We start from the raw sequence: 16,184 nt of genomic DNA, 5'->3' as shown, positions 1-16,184 counted from the left end.
CCGATCCGATGGATGGTCGCGTCGTTATCGGACTTGCAAATCGATCGAATAAATCTCCGAGCGCGCCAGAACACGGCGATCGCACCTTACCTCGTACGACGGCATTCATTAAATTAGGGTTCCGTCGATCCGTTCAAATGAAGTCAAACCGACAGCCCGGTGCATTGCCCCCATTGGCTTGACCGCTTAACCGATTGTTGAGCCTGTTCGTCAACGAATAGGCAAGGATGTCTCGATCGCGCTCATCCGCGCCGGCCGTCCGTATTCAGCGCCCGCAACATCGCGATGCGGGCGAACATCACCCAGCCGCCGCCGGTCTCGGCCGCATTGATCAAGGTCTCGATCGCGGTCTGCCAATGCGCCTCGTGCTGGGCGTCCTCGGGCAGCTCCATGATGTAGTCGGCGGCTTCTTGAAGCGTGAGCAGCTTGCGCTTGTTGCTCACGCGAACGGGATCGTCGAACGCCGTCGACCAGGGCATGTCAGGCCGGCCGATCGGCGAGGAGAGACATCACGGCGTGATCGCGGGGCGTGGTGCTGTCAGCCGGCCTTCTTTGCCCGCGCCGGCGCGCGCACCGGCTTGTCGGCGGCCTTCTTCGGCGTGGTCGCAGCCTTCGCCGCAGCGTCCTTGCCGCCCTTGCCTGATATCGGCAGCAGCATCTCGCGCTGGCCCTCGACGCGCTTCTTCGGCTTCTTGGCCTTGGTGTCCTTGGCGGTCTCCTTGTCCGTGTCCCTGGCGACCTTCGCCGCGGGGGCCGCGTCCTTCTCGTTCGCGATGCTCTTCTTCAGCGCGTCCATCAAGCTGATGACGTTGCCGCCGGTCTTCGGTGCGGCCTTGGCGGTGATCGGCATGCCGCTGCGCTTCTTGTTGATGAGATCGATCAGAGCGGTCTCGTAATGATCCTCGAACAGCTCGGGCTCGAACGCGCCGGACTTCTTCTCGACGATGTGCTTGGCGAGGTCGAGCATGTCCCTCGTCAGCTTCACGTCCTGGATGTCGTCGAAATATTCCTTCTCGCTGCGGACCTCGTAGGGGTAGCGCAGCAGCGTGCCCATCAGCCCGTTCTCGAGCGGCTCCAGCGCGATGATGTGCTCGCGGTTGGTCAGCACCACGCGGCCGATCGCGACCTTGTCCATGCTGCGGATGGTCTCGCGGATCACCGCATAGGCGTCGTGGCCGACCTTGCCGTCCGGCACGAGGTAGTAGGGGCGGATCAGATAGCGGTTGTCGATGTCGGCCTTGGGCACGAACTCGTCGATCTCGATCGTGTGGGTGGAATCGAGCGCGATGTCGTCCAGCTCGTCCTTGGTGACCTCGATATAAGTGTCGGTGTCGACCTTGTAGCCCTTGACGATGTCCTCGGACGTCACCTCGTCGCCAGTCTCGGCATCGACCTTGAGATACTTGATGCGGTGGCCGGTCTTGCGGTTGATCTGGTTGAACGAAACCTTCTCCGTATCCGAAGTGGCCGGATAGAGCGCGACCGGGCAGGTCACGAGCGACAGACGCAGAAAACCCTTCCAATTGGCGCGGGGGGCCATGGGCTACTCCAGACGCAACAGCGGACAAGCTTTGAGGATACCATCGCCCAGTTGCGAATCATAGCAACCGCCGGCGCGGAATCTTGCAACGGCGTTAATCGCCGCCTGCGCCGTGTTTGCTGGACCGGAACATCGCCCGAGATGACGCGTTGCCCCGGCAATTCATCGCCGAGGAGGTCGCGGCCATCCGACGCGACAGCCACAGATCGAGGTCACCATGGCAACCAGGCGAGAGCAGAACCGGATCGTCGAAACTCCGACCGAGGCACGCCAGGGCGAGCCCGGACCATCGGTGGCGGCGCTGCTCGCCATCTCGACCGGGCTTGCGATCCTGATCCTCGCCGTCGTCTGGTTCGTGTTCTTCCGGACCTGACGGCCGGATCAGCACGCCGGCACCTTCCGGCTCGCCGCGCGATGCGGCACGTTGCGCCCACCATGCCACCGGCTCCTCCGGCGGCATGGTGGGCGCAGTCGCATTTGCGCGCGCCGGGTCGTATATGACCAAAAAGTAACGTAGCCCGGTTCCCTGCGTTCATATTCAGTTCACGCCGGAATTGCTCATCTGTGGCGGTGTTCATGTCGCCTGTTCTTGCAGCCTATCCTTGGAGAGAAGCGTGCGCCTGCTCGTTGTTGAGGACGACCCCGATCTCAATCGCCAGCTCACCAAGGCGCTGACCGACGCCGGCTATGTCGTCGATCGGGCTTTCGACGGGGAGGAGGGGCACTATCTCGGCGACAACGAGCCGTATGACGCCGTGGTGCTCGATATCGGCCTGCCGAAGAAGGACGGCATCTCGGTGCTGGAAGCCTGGCGCCGCAACGGCCGCACCATGCCGGTCCTGATCCTTACCGCACGTGACCGCTGGAGCGACAAGGTGCAGGGCTTCGATGCCGGCGCCGACGACTACGTCGCAAAGCCGTTCCACCTGGAGGAGGTGCTGGCGCGCATCCGCGCCCTGCTGCGCCGCTCCACCGGCCACGCCCAGAGCGAATTGACATGCGGGCCGGTGACGCTCGATACCCGAACCGGCCGGGTCAGCGTGTCGGGCAATCCCGTCAAGATGACCTCGCACGAATATCGGCTTCTGGCCTACTTGATGCACCATTCCGGGCGGGTGGTCTCGCGCACCGAGCTGGTCGAGCATCTCTACGACCAGGATTTCGACCGCGACTCCAACACCATCGAGGTCTTCGTCGGCCGCATCCGCAAGAAGCTCGACGTCGACATCATCCAGACCGTCCGCGGCCTGGGCTATCTCCTGACCCCGCCGCCGGCCCCGGGCGCCTGAGGCGTTCCGGCCTTTGAAGTATCTTGGCTTGACGGGAGGCCGAACAGGGCCCTTGGTCCGGTCATGACGTCCGACCACCTGCCATCCTGCGCCGCCCGGGATCATTCCGATGGCCGCTAGCTCGCTTGCGAACCGACTGTTCCTGTCGGCGACCGCCTGGCTCGTGGTGATCCTGGCCATCACAGGCGTGGTGCTGTCGTCGGTCTACAAGAACGCCACCGAGCGCGCCTTCGACCGCCGGCTCAATCTCTATCTGCGCACCCTCATCGCCGAGGTCGCAACGCCCGACGAGCCGCCGGACCGCCAGTTCCAGTCGCTTGGCGAGCCCCTGTTCGACCTGCCGCTGTCCGGCTGGTACTGGCAGATCACGCGGACCGACACCGAAAAGCCGGAAGTGCGCTCCTCGCGCTCGCTTTGGGACAAGAAGCTACCGAAGCTCGAAGAGCAGGGTGCCGAGCTCACCGCCGCCGGCATCCGCCTCGCCTATGTCGACGGGCCGGAAGGGCAGAATCTGCGCATGGTGGAACGGCCGGTCGATCTCGGTGCCGACGGCAAATTTCTGGTCAGCGTCGCCGGGGACGATACCGAGATTTTCGACGAGACACGCAGCTTCGACTACTATCTCGGCGGCACCTTCACGGCGCTCGGCATCGTGCTGCTGCTGACGACCGTGTTTCAGGTCCGTTTCGGCCTTGCACCGCTCAAGCGCATCTCGGACGCGATCGCCGACATCCGCTCCGGGCGGGCGGAACGGCTCGAGGGTGAATTCCCGGTCGAGATCGCGCCGCTGGCGCGCGAGACCAACGCGCTGATCGACGCCAATCGCGAGATCGTCGAGCGGGCGCGCACCCATGTCGGCAATCTCGCTCATGCGATCAAGACGCCGCTTTCGGTCATCGTCAACGAAGCCAGCGCGCATGCCGCCGATCCGTTCGCGGAGAAGGTGATGGAGCAGGCGGATGTGATGCGTGATCAGGTCGCCCATCATCTGGAGCGCGCCCGCATCGCGGCACGGGTCTCGGTGGTCGCGACCGTGACGGAGGTGGCGCCTGCCATCGAGGGACTGCGGCGGACCATGGAGAAGATCCATCGCGACCGCGGCATCGTGGTCGAGGCCAAGGCCGATCCATCCGCCAAGTTCCGGGGCGAGCGGCAGGATCTTGAGGAGATGGTCGGCAATCTCGTCGACAATGCCTGCAAATGGGCGGCCTCCCGCGTCCTCATTGAGGTCCTGGTCGAGCCGCAACAGCGGGCCGGCGCCGGCCCGCGTTTGCGGGTCATCGTCGACGACGACGGCCGTGGTCTGTCGGAAGCCGAGCGCGCCCAGGTCGCCCGGCGCGGCAAGCGCCTCGACGAGTCCAAGCCCGGGTCGGGACTGGGGCTGTCGATCGTGACCGACCTCGCGGCCCTCTATGGCGGCAGCCTTTCGCTCGGCAGCGCTCCGACTGGGGGGCTGCGCGCCGAGCTGGTTCTTCCCGGACTATAATCCCTTGTTTCGACGACAATTTTCGGCGCGGCCGAGGCTCCTCCAGCGAAGCATGGGAGGCATTCGAGGCAGCTTCCTAAACGGCTTCTTAAGTGGGGACCCCCTATGATCGCGCCGGACCCATCCCATGTCCGCCATTTTACCGTGCATTACCCGGGCGCATGAGCCAGACATCGATCGAGCGGCTGAGGGAATATCTCGCGCAGCTCCCGCCGCAGTCGCAGGCACTGCTGATGCGGGAGTTCGAGCGTGCGCTGGAGCGCGGCCAGGACACGGCGGTGGCCACCCTCGTGCTCGAGCAGCTGCGCAAGATCGTCCGCAAGAGCGAGGCCGACGAGGCTTTGCCGCCGCGCACGGACGATCTGTCGCGGCTCCTATTCCAGGTGTTGGAACCTTTCCTCGTCGAAGCGGGCACTCCTGTCAGGGCCGGCCAGATTCGCCGCTCCTCGCTGCAGCCAATCTGGCAGTGGCTTGGCCGTGACGGCGCACCGGACAAGGTGAACGAATTCGAGGCGGCGCTGGCGCGCATGCCGGCGGACAGTGCTGGGCAGGTCGAAGCCCTGGCGCAGAAGCTTCAGGCGGTGGCCGCGGACGCCATCTTCGAGCTGACGGGGCCGGGCGGCGGCGACAAGTCGCGGGCGCTGGCCCGGGTCGGACCGCCCAACGTGATCGAGGATCTCTATTCGATCGGTGCGGTGCTCCAGGTCCGGGACGCCATTGCGACATTGAACGAGAAATTACCGCGCACCTTGCGGGCCTTCGGGGATTCCCAGATCGCCTCGGTGACGTCGGCGCTCAACATTCCGGCGCTTCAGACGCCGCAGATGCTGCCTTTCGCCTTGTCGATCGTCGTGCAGCGGATGACCGCGCCCTGGCAGATCATCCGCCTTGCGGTCAAGATAGCGGCGTCCGATGACGAGATCCGCGTCGCGGCGACGCCCTACGGTATGGCCGTCACGATGGCCCTGCACGATTTGTCCTGCGTCGCCGCGGTCCTGCGCATGGACATCAAGCGCGGCCATTTCGACAATGTCGCCGGCAACCTCAAGACGCTGCACGACGGCGTGCGCGGACTGCGCACCGAGCTCGACCTGCGCAACGATTCGACCTGGGGCAAGCAACTGACGTCGATCCGGGCCGACATCTCCAATGCGCTGCAGTCCGAGATCGACAGCGTTCCCGGCCGCGTCCGCCGCATCCTACGCCAGCGCCCCGAAAAGGACATTCCGCCGGGCGCGCGGATCGACAGCACCGAAGTCGAGGAAACGGTGGCACTGATCGACTTCGTCGCGACGTGCCGCAACTATGCGAGCGAGCTTGCGATCAACGAGGTGACGCTGCGTACCTTCTCCGATCTCCAGCAATATGTGGAACGGTCGACCGAGCAGCTGGTGCAGTCGCTGCGTGCCGCCGATCACAAGGTTCGCACCTATCGGCAGCAGCAGGTGCAGGCCGCGATCCGCTTCTGCCAGGTGCTGTTCGGCGACGATTACGCCTCATTGATGAGCCGGGCCGCCGAAAATGCACTCACGGGCGAGCGCAAATCGTCGCGCGCAGGCTGATCGGCGCGCATTTTTCCTGATCACAATTTTAAGTTGACGACGCCGATGGCGCACCGTACTTTCGCGGGTGCAAGTCTGGAAATTTCCATCTGTAGGCGCATGAAACCGGTCATCAGCTCGATTGAAATTGAGAACCGCGTCATCGTTGCCAAGTATCAACGGCTGATGGTTGGAGCCAAGGTGGTGCTGGTCGAGAAGGCCAGCGATCGGCAGCTGCCTGAGACCGCCACCAGGGTTGCATCTCGGGTTCCGGTCGGAGCGCTGCGCATCAGATTGCCGGATGCAATCAAGCCGGGAACATACTTCCTAAAGGCCTTCGACGGGCACGGCGAGCAGGCCGCGCAAAGTGTCGACTTCGAGATCGGCTAAGGCGTTGGATTTTCACCTTTTCGGCACTACATGCGGTTGCGCCGCCTTGACAATTGTCAATTGCCGCATCGTCCGGCCGTGGTGTAAAGGCACCTACAGGCGCGGTTCGGGCGCCGCCGGAAGCTTGCCAGATGACGCTATGGTTCGTGTTCGCGCTGATGACGGTCGCGGCGATTTTCGCCGTGCTCTTGCCGCTTGGCCGCACCAGCCGCGCACAAGATCAGGGCAGCGAGGTCGCGGTCTACAAGGACCAGCTGGCCGAAATTGAGCGTGATCTCGCCGCAGGGTTGATCTTGGCGCCGGAGGCGGAGGCTGCGCGCGTCGAGGTCAGCCGCAGGCTGCTCGCGGCGGCGGCCAGCGAGCCGGCAACGGCGCCGAAGTCGAACCTCAAATGGCGCCGTGCGGCGGCCGTGCTGGCGCTTGCCGGACTGCCGCTCATCGCGGCCGGCGTCTACATGCCACTCGGCTCGCCCCGGCTGCAGGACTTTCCCCTTGCGCAGCGGGAGCGCGGGGGTGGCATGGCGCAGTCGCTCGAGAACCTCGTCGTGCAGGTCGAGCAGCATCTTGAGAAGAATCCGACGGACGGGCGCGGCTGGAACGTGCTCGCGCCGGTTCTGGAGCGGCTCGGCCGCTTCGACGACGCGGTGCGCGCCTATCGCAACTCGCTCACCTACAATGGCGAAAGCGCGGAGCGCAGGTCCGATCTCGGCGAAGCGATCTCGGCTGCCGCCGGCGGCGTGGTGACCGCCGAGGCCAAGGCCGAATTCGAGCGCGCACACGCCTTGAACGCCGACGATCCCAAGGCGAATTACTTTCTGGGCCTTGCCGCCGAGCAGGACGGCCGCAAGGACGACGCGGCCAATATCTGGCGCGCGCTGCTTGCGAAAGCGCCTGCGGATGCGCCGTGGCGTGCCCTGGTGCAGTCCTCGCTGGCGCGGGTCGGTGGCGGCGGCACGCTGCCGGCGCTGTCCGACGAGACGATTGCTGCCTCCAAGGACATGGCCGAAACCGATCGCAACGCCATGGTGCGCGGCATGGTCGATCGTCTCGCGACGCGGCTGAAACAGAACGGCGACGATGTCGAGGGCTGGCTGCGTCTCGTGCGCGCCTATCTGGTGATGGGCGAGCGGGACAAGGCAATGGGCGCTTCGGCCGATGCCCGGCAGGCGGTTGCCAGCAACGCCGAGCGGCTGCGCCAGCTCAACGAAGGCCTGAAGACTCTCGGGATCGGCGGATGATGATTTCGGGACGAGAGATGCGGAGAACGGATACGCCATGACGCGCAAGCAGCGACGTATGACCATCATCGGCGGATCGCTCGCCGTGCTCGCGCTCGCCGCCGCGCTGGTGCTCAACGCGCTGCGCGACTCCATCGTGTTCTTCTCGACCCCGACCATGGTCGCCGAGAAGCATGTCGAGCCCGGCAAGCGGTTTCGCCTCGGCGGCTTGGTGCAGCCCGGCTCGCTCCAGCGCGGCGACAATCTCGCGGTGACGTTCGAGGTCGCCGACGGCAACGCCAAGCTGCCGGTCGCCTTCAAAGGCATTCTGCCCGACCTATTTCGCGAAGGGCAGGGCGTCGTGGCGGAAGGCGCACTCGATGCCAACGGCGTGTTCAAGGCCGATACCGTCCTTGCCAAGCACGACGAGACCTACATGCCCAAGGACGTCGCCGATGCCCTGAAGAAGCAGGGGCACTGGAAGGACGATTACGGCGCCCAAGCTTCTGGCGCTGCCAAACCCGCGGCGACGACCGCCCAGGGCAATCCGCAGGGAGCGGTGCGGTGATCGCGGAATCAGGACATTACGCGCTGGTGCTGGCGCTCGCCCTCGCACTGATCCAGTCCGTCGTGCCGCTGGTCGGTGCGCGCCTTGGCGACGCCGCCCTGATGAACGTGGCGCGCTCCACCGCGCTCGCGCAGCTGCTATTCGTCGGCGCCTCGTTCACCGCGCTGGTGATGCTGCACGTGAACTCGGATTTCTCCGTCGCCAACGTCTACGAGAATTCCCACTCGATGAAGCCGCTGCTCTACAAGATTACCGGCGTGTGGGGAAACCATGAAGGCTCGATGCTGCTGTGGGTGTTGATCCTCGCGCTGTTCGGCGGCTTGGTCGCCAGCTTCGGCAATAATCTGCCGCTCTCGCTGCGCGCGCATGTGCTGGCTGTGCAGGCCTGGGTCGCCAGCGCGTTCTACCTCTTCATCCTGATGACATCGAACCCGTTCCTGCGCATCGCGAGCCCCCCGATCGAGGGACGCGATCTCAATCCCGTGCTCCAGGACATCGGTCTCGCCGTGCACCCGCCGATGCTCTATCTCGGCTATGTCGGCTTCTCGATCTCGTTCTCCTTCGCGATCGCGGCGCTGATGGAGGGACGGATCGATGCGGCCTGGGCGCGCTGGGTGCGGCCCTGGACGCTGGTCGCCTGGATCTTCCTGACCCTCGGCATCGCCATGGGCTCGTATTGGGCCTATTACGAGCTCGGCTGGGGCGGCTGGTGGTTCTGGGATCCGGTGGAGAACGCTTCGCTGATGCCCTGGCTCGCCGGCACCGCGCTATTGCATTCGGCGCTGGTGATGGAGAAGCGCAACGCGCTGAAGGTCTGGACCATCCTGCTCTCGATCCTGACCTTCTCGCTGTCGCTGCTCGGCACCTTTCTGGTGCGCTCGGGCGTCATCACCTCGGTGCACGCCTTCGCCACCGATCCGACCCGCGGCGTGTTCATCCTCTTGATCCTGTGCCTGTTCATCGGCGGCAGCCTGTCGCTGTTCGCGGGCCGCGCCACCTCGCTGAAGCAGGGCGGCCTGTTCGCACCGATCTCGCGCGAGGGCGCGCTGGTGCTGAACAATCTGCTGCTCACGGTGGCTTGCGCCGTGGTGCTGTTCGGCACGCTTTATCCGCTCGCGATGGAGATGCTCGCCGATTTCAAGATGTCGGTCGGCGCACCCTTCTACAATCTGAGCTTCGCGCCGCTGTTCGCGCTGCTGCTGCTCGCGGTGCCGTTCGGGCCGATGCTGGCGTGGAAGCGCGGCGACCTGCTCGGCGTGATGCAGCGCCTGCTCGCGGCCGGCGTTGCCGGGCTGGTCGTGGTCGCCATCGTCTGGGCCTGGGTGCGGGGCGGCAGCGCGCTGGCACCGCTCGCGATCGGGCTCGGCGTCTTCGTCATCGCCGGCGCGGTCACCGACCTCGTCGAACGGACGGGCCTGGTGCGCCTGCCGTTCGCAACGGTGCTGCACCGGGCGCGCGGCCTGCCGCGCTCGGCCTGGGGCACCGCGTTCGCGCATGCCGGCCTCGGCGTTGCGCTGATCGGGATCGTCTGCGAGACCACCTGGAACAGCGAATACATCGCGACCATGAAACCGAACGAGACTGCCCATGTCGCCGGCTACGATCTGAAGCTCGACGGGCTGTTTCAACGCCAGGGCCCGAACTACCGCGAGATGATCGCAGAGTTCAAGATCAGCCGCGATGGCGAGGCGGTCACGGTGATGACGCCGTCCAAGCGCAGCTTCACCACCCGCGGCTCCTCGACGACGGAGGCCGCGCTGTTGACCAGCGGCGCGAGCCAGCTCTACGTCTCGCTCGGCGACGCCACCGCCGAAGGCGCCATCGCCGTGCGCATCTATCACAAGCCGCTGGTTCTCCTGATCTGGTGGGGACCGGTGCTGATGGCGTTCGGCGGCGTGCTCTCACTCTCCGACCGCCGTCTGCGGGTCGGCGCGCCGAAGCCGGCGCGGGCCAAGCAGCGCCTCCAGCCCGCGGAATGACCCGATGCGCCGGATGATGGCCGCGTTCATCGCGTTGGTGTTGCTGGCTTTGCCGGCGGCCCACGCCGTGCAGCCCGACGAGATCATGCCGGATCCGGTGAAGGAATCGCGCGCGCGCGAATTGTCGCGCGAGCTTCGCTGCATGGTTTGCCAGAATCAGTCGATCGACGATTCCGATGCGCCGCTGGCACGCGATCTCAGACTGCTGGTGCGCGAGCGCATCGCGGCCGGCGACAGCAATTCGCAGGTGCTCGATTTCCTGGTGGCGCGGTACGGCGAGTTCGTGCTGCTCAAGCCGCGCTTCGAGCTGCAGACCCTGCTGCTGTGGCTGCTCGGGCCGGTGCTGCTGATCGGCGGCGGCCTGGCGCTGTGGCTGCAAATCCGCCGCCGCTCGCGAACTGGTGTGGACGTACCGGCACCGCCGCTCACGCCCGACGAGAAGGCACGGCTCGCGGCCTTGATGTCGGACGAACCCAAATCGCCCTGAAGCCGTCTACGTCGTGCACGCAGTGCGCGGCAACGGCTGCGTGGTTCATGCTAAATTGACCTTTGTCTGGAAGCTTGTCGCGAGATTTGATTCCAGCTCCTGAGTCCCCCCGATGTTCGCGAACAGCAATCTGACGATCCGCTTCCTGGTCGGCGCCGTCGTCGCTGCGTTATTGTTCCTGCTTGGCATCGGCGGCGGCACCGGCTTCATCGCGGTCCTCTATCTCAACAACGAGATCACCAGCCTGTCCTCGAACTTCGCCGCGCTGAGCGGCCCGGCGCGCGACCATGCCATGCAGATCTACCAGCAGGCGCAGACCGCGTTTTCTTATTTCCTGGTCGCCTGCGGCGTGATCGCCGTCGTCGCTTTCGCGATCTGCTTCACCACCTGGTTCGCCGTGCGCAACGGCATCCTCAATCCCCTCGCGGCCATCGTGCATGCCATGCGCGAGGTTGCCGACCAGAAGTTCGAGACATCAGTTCCGGGGCTCGGCCGCACCAACGAGATCGGCCTGCTCGCCGGTGCGCTGGAGGTGTTCAAGACCAACGGCATCGAGCGGCGCCGCCTCTCCGAGCAGCAGCTGCATGAAGCGCAGCATCAGGCCGAGCGGTCGAAATTCCTCGATAACAGGATCAAGCGCTTCAACGATCTCGTCGCCAGTGTCGTCGCCAGCGTGGCGTCATCGGCCGTGCATCTGAAGACCAACGCGGAGACGCTGTCGCGGACCGCCAACGACACCAGCACCAAGGCCAATGCGGTCGCGAGCGCGGCGAGCCAGGCCAGCGCCAGCGTGCAGACGGTTGCAGGGTCCGCCGAGGCGATGACGAACTCGATCGGCACGATCAGCCGCCGCGTCACGGACGCGACCCAGCGCGCCGAGGGCGCTGCAAGCCAGGCGGAGAAGAGCCGCGATACCATTCACACGCTGTCGGATGCCGCCGAAAAGATCGGCGAGGTCGTCCAGCTCGTCCAGGCGATCGCATCGCAGACCAATCTCCTGGCGCTCAACGCCACCATCGAGGCGGCACGGGCCGGCGAAGCGGGCAAGGGGTTTGCGGTGGTCGCCTCGGAAGTGAAGAACCTGGCGCATCAGACCAGCAAGGCGACGGAGGAGATCACCTCGCAGGTCGCCAGCATTCAGGGCATCACCGCGGAGACCCGCGGCGCGATCGACGGCATTTCCAGGACGCTGTCGGAGATCTCGTCGATTATGTCGGGCATCGAGGTCGATACCGCCCAGCAGCGCAACGCCACACAGGAGATCACGCGCAGCGCCCAGGACGCCGCGCGCGGAACCCTCGACGTCTCCAACCATATCGTCCAGATCACCTCCACCTCGGCCGAGACCGGCCGCATGGCGGCCGAAGCCAGGGATTCGGCCGTCGATCTGTCGCGGCAGGCCGAGACCTTGAAGCGCGAAGTCGACGAGTTCATCGTCAGTGTCAGGGCGAGCTGAGGGGCCAGAATTCGCGCCTGCCGCTTTGTCGGGGAACTCGATTAAGTTCCTGTAAGGCCACGATTTTTGGCCTGTGCTAAACTGCCGCATCCGCCTCGACACATCATTACGAAAGTTTAACCCCGCCGCCAGCGCGCGGTAAGGCGGGAGTCCCCATGTTCAGGTCCGCAAGGTGCCGGCATCCGGCACCAACAGGAATTCAGGGCTCTGGAGATTTCCGCATGAACGATCGTATCGACCTTTCGAACCTCCCGTCCTACCGGCAGCCGCGCCGGTCGGTGTTTTCCGCGCGCAAGCTCGCGCTGATGGCTTCGGTCGTCGCCGGTCTCGGCGCGGCTGTCTATGGCTTCAGCCCGTCGACCTCGCCGGCCGACCTGTTCTCCAGCCCGGCGCATGCGCAGGTCAACAACGAGGTCCGCAAGGTCGAGCGTCCGGTCGGATTCGCCGACGTCGTCGAGCGCGTGAAGCCTTCGGTGATCTCGGTCAAGGTCAACATGAAGGAGAAGACCGCCAGCAATGACGACGGCGACGATTCCTCCTCGCCGTTCCAGCCGGGCTCGCCGATGGAGCGCTTCTTCCGCCGCTTCGGTGGTCCGGATGGTTTGCCCCCCGGCCTGAAGGGCGGCCGTGGCCGCGTCGTGCAGGGGCAGGGCTCCGGCTTCTTCATCTCGGCTGACGGCTATGCCGTGACCAACAACCACGTGGTCGATGGCGCCGACAAGGTCGAGGTTACCACCGACGACGGCAAGACCTACACCGCCAAGGTGATCGGCACCGACCAGCGCACCGACCTCGCGCTGATCAAGGTCGAAGGCAGCACGAACTTCCCGTTCGCCAAGCTCGCCGACAGCAAACCGCGGATCGGCGACTGGGTGCTCGCGGTCGGCAATCCCTTCGGTCTCGGCGGCACCGTGACCGCGGGCATCGTCTCGGCGAGCGGCCGCGACATCGGCAACGGCCCGTATGACGATTTCATCCAGATCGACGCGCCCGTGAACAAGGGTAATTCCGGCGGTCCGGCCTTCGATACCAACGGCGAGGTGATGGGCGTCAACACCGCGATCTACTCGCCCTCCGGCGGCAGCGTCGGCATCGCGTTCTCGATCCCGGCCAACACCGTCAAGAGCGTGGTTGCGCAGCTCAAGGACAAGGGCTCGGTCAGCCGCGGCTGGATCGGCGTCCAGATCCAGCCCGTCACCTCCGACATCGCCGACAGCCTCGGCATGAAGAAGGCCGAAGGCGCGCTGGTGGCGGAGCCGCAGGCCAACGGTCCGGCCGCGAAGGCCGGCATCGAGTCCGGCGACGTGATCACCGCGGTCAACGGCGACCCCGTCAAGGATGCCCGCGAGCTCGCCCGCACGATCGGCGGCATGGCGCCCGGCGCGTCCGTGAAGCTCAACGTGCTGCACAAGGGCCAGGACAAGATCGTCAATCTCACCCTCGGCCAGTTGCCGAATACGGTCGAGGCCAAGGCCGATACCGACAAGGACAGCGGCAAGGGCGCCAGCAAGGGCACCGACGTGCCGAAGCTCGGCATGACCGTTGCGCCGGCCAATTCCGTGGCCGGTGCCGGCAAGGAAGGCGTCGTGGTCACCGAGGTCGATCCGAAGAGCGCGGCGGCCGAACGCGGCTTCAAGGAAGGCGACGTGATCCTCGAGGTCGGCGGCAAGAGCGTGGCGACCGCCGGCGAAGTCCGCGACGCCATCAATGCGGCGCGGACCGACAACAAGAACAGCGTCCTGATGCGCGTGAAGAGCGGCGGCCAGTCGCGCTTCGTCGCGGTGCCCATCGCCAAGGGCTGAGGCCTTCAGGAGGCCCACGAGATGAAGGGTACCGCCGGCATCAGTCGCCCCCGCCGCCGGTGCCCTTCGGGGAAGCAGCGCAACGCTGGCTTCCCTCATCTACCTTCCGGTGGAATTACGCCCCCCTCCGTCGGAAGGCCTAGGGCGGTGAGGTCCCCCCAGCTTCACCGCCCGCCTTTTTCCCCGCTTCGAGCCTCTCCTGCTCGGCTTGCATGCGGTCGCCGCTCGCGCCATGTTTAGAGAAGGTTGACCTCCTTGACCGCCGCCGAACGCACGATGCGCCTCCTCATCATCGAAGACGACCGTGAATCCGCCGATTACCTCGCCAAGGCGTTTCGCGAAGTCGGACACATCGCCGACCACGCCGCCGACGGCGAGGAAGGCCTCGCCATGGCAGAGAACGGCGAATACGACGTGCTGGTGGTCGACCGCATGCTGCCCAAGCGCGACGGGCTGTCGCTGATCGGCGCATTGCGCGACAAGGGCAATACGACGCCGGTGCTGATTCTCTCCGCGCTCGGGCAGGTCGATGACCGCATCAAGGGTCTGCGCGCCGGCGGCGACGATTATCTGCCGAAGCCCTATTCCTTCGCCGAGCTGCTGGCCCGCGTCGAAGTGCTGTCGCGCCGCCGCGGCGGTCCCGCCGAGGAGACGCTTTATCGCGTCGGCGATCTCGAGCTCGACCGGCTCTCGCATCGCGTCGCCCGCGGCAAGGACGAGCTGACGCTGCAGCCGCGCGAATTTCGCTTGCTCGAATACCTCATGAAGCACGCCGGCCAGGTGGTGACGCGGACCATGCTGCTGGAGAATGTCTGGGACTATCATTTCGATCCGCAGACCAACGTCATCGACGTGCACATCTCGCGGCTGCGCTCCAAGATCGACAAGGGCTTCGAGCGCCCGCTGCTGCACACGATCCGCGGCGCCGGATACATGATCCGTGACGGCATGAGATAGGGCGTTCGGCGTCGATCTACGGCGCGCCTGCAATCATCGGCTGCGTCTTCATTTGCACCGCCGTCCGAGGGTTGCGGGCGATACTGGCCTAACGCCTCGTCCGATGGCAAGAATATCCGACGTGTGGTAGTGGACGTTTCACCGGGGTGAATCCGTCCACGATCAGGAAGGATATTCAAGCTTGCAAGTCGCCGCCTTCCCGTCCGACCGAGCTGAAGAGATCCTCGTGTCGGCTTCCAAGCTGTTTGCCCGCCATAGCTATGCGAATGTGACGATGGAGCAGGTCGCAGCATCGGTTCGATCGGTGCCGGGAGCGCTGTACCACTACTTCCGCGACAAGGAAGACCTGATCTTTCACTGCTACCTGCGCGGTCTTGCGATCTACAGGCACGAAATCGAGACGGCGGCCGAACCCGGGATAGACGGGCTCGAAATCGTCAGGCGCTTCATAAGAGCCCGGCTGCGGCCTGAAGGCCAGCGCATGATCCTGTTCTCCGACATCGATGCACTGGCTGCGTCTTACAGCAAAGACGTGCATGCCAGGCGCTGGCAGAATGCCGCGCTGCTCGCCGACTTTCTGAAGCGTGGCATTGCCGACGGCTCGATTGCCTGCGAGGAGCCGCTCCTTACGGCCGTCGCCCTCATCTCCATCCTGGATTGGGTTCCGTTCTGGTTCTCCGAGCGCGACTATTATTCGCGCCAGCAGGCGATTGATGCCATTGACGACATCATCACGCATGGGGTGTATCGGCGTGAGATTGCCTTACCGGACATGCCTGAAGCGCCGAGCCTGGCACCATTTCTCCAGTCCCGCTCGAAATTGAACAAGCGCGCCGCGAAGCTGGACAGGATGCTCTCGATTGCTTCGGACAGTTTCAATCGAAGGGGCGCGTCCGGTACGTCGCTCGAGAGCATCGCGGCGGAGGCAGGCATGACCCGCGCCGGCATCTATTATCATTTCAGCGAGAAGGAGCGCCTCTTGCTGGCTTGCCTGCGAAGAGGTCTGGCCGGTGAGATCGGGATTCGAGAATATTTGCAGGACCTGAGGCTCGGGGCGTTCGATTACGTCGTCCAGAGAGTCCGCCTGTTGTTGATGCTGCACGATACCCCTTGCGGCCCGAAGGCGACCTACCACAACATCAACTATCTCAACGACGTTGACCGCAAGCACTATGTCAGGCAGGTGCTCGCAACGATCCAGCAGGACCAGAGAAACCACCAGTGTTGGATCGACGAGGGATACTTCCGCAGCGTCGACACTTACTTCGCCGAACGCGTTCTGACTGGAATGGGCCACTGGTACCCGATCTGGTTCAGGGACGAGCGGAGCTGGTCTCCGATGCAGATTGCCGATTATTTTTCGCGGCTGTTCCTTTTGGGGCTCAAGCCCCGTCGGGGAGTGGTATAAAGCAACCAATCTGAGACCCTGATCGCGCTCTTCATCCTTTCCCGTTCGGACTTGATGTCAGCCG

The 16,184-nt window shown here is 65.0% G+C and carries 15 protein-coding genes; 13 read left to right on the top strand and 2 right to left on the bottom strand.

What is annotated here, in order from left to right; translation table 11 throughout:
- Window positions 1-242 precede the first annotated feature (242 nt).
- Both I6F28_RS06050 and ku read right to left on the bottom strand, forming a co-directional pair.
- Window positions 243-479: a hypothetical protein gene (locus I6F28_RS06050; RefSeq protein ID WP_036023267.1), complete on the bottom strand. Its 237-nt coding sequence runs from the start codon at window positions 477-479 to the stop codon at window positions 243-245.
- A 59-nt stretch (window positions 480-538) separates the two neighbouring features.
- A complete protein-coding gene (ku, locus tag I6F28_RS06045; protein ID WP_036005804.1) occupies window positions 539-1,540 on the bottom strand; it encodes a non-homologous end joining protein Ku in 1,002 nt (333 codons plus the stop codon).
- Between the two features lie 217 nt (window positions 1,541-1,757).
- On the opposite strand from ku, the gene I6F28_RS06040 reads away from it, so the two are divergent.
- The 13 genes from I6F28_RS06040 to I6F28_RS05980 all read left to right on the top strand — a co-directional run bounded on the left by I6F28_RS06040 (window position 1,758) and on the right by I6F28_RS05980 (window position 16,120).
- Entirely contained in the window at window positions 1,758-1,913 is a 156-nt protein-coding gene (locus I6F28_RS06040; protein ID WP_167361642.1) for a hypothetical protein, read from the top strand.
- 241 nt (window positions 1,914-2,154) lie between these two features.
- Complete coding sequence (locus I6F28_RS06035; RefSeq protein WP_036035233.1) at window positions 2,155-2,829, top strand: response regulator transcription factor; 675 nt, start codon at window positions 2,155-2,157, stop codon at window positions 2,827-2,829.
- A 109-nt stretch (window positions 2,830-2,938) separates the two neighbouring features.
- Window positions 2,939-4,315: an ATP-binding protein gene (locus I6F28_RS06030; RefSeq protein WP_109144361.1), complete on the top strand. Its 1,377-nt coding sequence runs from the start codon at window positions 2,939-2,941 to the stop codon at window positions 4,313-4,315.
- 161 nt (window positions 4,316-4,476) lie between these two features.
- A complete protein-coding gene (locus I6F28_RS06025) occupies window positions 4,477-5,877 on the top strand; it encodes a hypothetical protein (RefSeq protein WP_036023270.1) in 1,401 nt (466 codons plus the stop codon).
- 99 nt (window positions 5,878-5,976) lie between these two features.
- Window positions 5,977-6,246 carry a hypothetical protein gene (locus I6F28_RS06020; RefSeq protein WP_057027207.1) on the top strand — a complete coding sequence of 90 codons (270 nt, stop codon included), beginning with the start codon at window positions 5,977-5,979 and terminating at the stop codon, window positions 6,244-6,246.
- Between the two features lie 131 nt (window positions 6,247-6,377).
- Entirely contained in the window at window positions 6,378-7,484 is a 1,107-nt protein-coding gene (ccmI, locus tag I6F28_RS06015) for a c-type cytochrome biogenesis protein CcmI (RefSeq protein ID WP_036005789.1), read from the top strand.
- Between the two features lie 37 nt (window positions 7,485-7,521).
- Window positions 7,522-8,031 (top strand): cytochrome c maturation protein CcmE, encoded by a 510-nt coding sequence (gene ccmE / locus I6F28_RS06010; RefSeq protein ID WP_036005786.1) that lies wholly within the window; start codon window positions 7,522-7,524, stop codon window positions 8,029-8,031.
- Window positions 8,028-10,010, top strand: a complete 1,983-nt coding sequence (locus tag I6F28_RS06005; RefSeq protein WP_225139470.1) for a heme lyase CcmF/NrfE family subunit — start codon at window positions 8,028-8,030, stop codon at window positions 10,008-10,010. The genes ccmE and I6F28_RS06005 overlap by 4 nt, the downstream gene beginning before the upstream one ends.
- Window positions 10,011-10,014: 4 nt before the next feature.
- Complete coding sequence (locus I6F28_RS06000) at window positions 10,015-10,497, top strand: cytochrome c-type biogenesis protein (protein ID WP_036005780.1); 483 nt, start codon at window positions 10,015-10,017, stop codon at window positions 10,495-10,497.
- 112 nt (window positions 10,498-10,609) lie between these two features.
- Entirely contained in the window at window positions 10,610-11,953 is a 1,344-nt protein-coding gene (locus tag I6F28_RS05995) for a methyl-accepting chemotaxis protein (RefSeq protein ID WP_036005777.1), read from the top strand.
- 221 nt (window positions 11,954-12,174) lie between these two features.
- Window positions 12,175-13,755, top strand: a complete 1,581-nt coding sequence (locus I6F28_RS05990; RefSeq protein ID WP_036035199.1) for a Do family serine endopeptidase — start codon at window positions 12,175-12,177, stop codon at window positions 13,753-13,755.
- Window positions 13,756-14,031: 276 nt separating this feature from the next.
- A complete protein-coding gene (locus tag I6F28_RS05985; protein WP_036023302.1) occupies window positions 14,032-14,712 on the top strand; it encodes a response regulator transcription factor in 681 nt (226 codons plus the stop codon).
- Window positions 14,713-14,893: 181 nt separating this feature from the next.
- Window positions 14,894-16,120 carry a TetR/AcrR family transcriptional regulator gene (locus tag I6F28_RS05980; protein WP_082641338.1) on the top strand — a complete coding sequence of 409 codons (1,227 nt, stop codon included), beginning with the start codon at window positions 14,894-14,896 and terminating at the stop codon, window positions 16,118-16,120.
- Window positions 16,121-16,184: the final 64 nt, after the last annotated feature.

The sequence above is a fragment of the Bradyrhizobium sp. NBAIM14 genome, assembly GCF_020193895.1.
GTDB lineage: Bacteria > Pseudomonadota > Alphaproteobacteria > Rhizobiales > Xanthobacteraceae > Bradyrhizobium > Bradyrhizobium yuanmingense.
The sequence above is the reverse complement of the archived record's forward strand: the minus strand, read 5'-3'. Positions and strand labels throughout refer to the sequence as shown.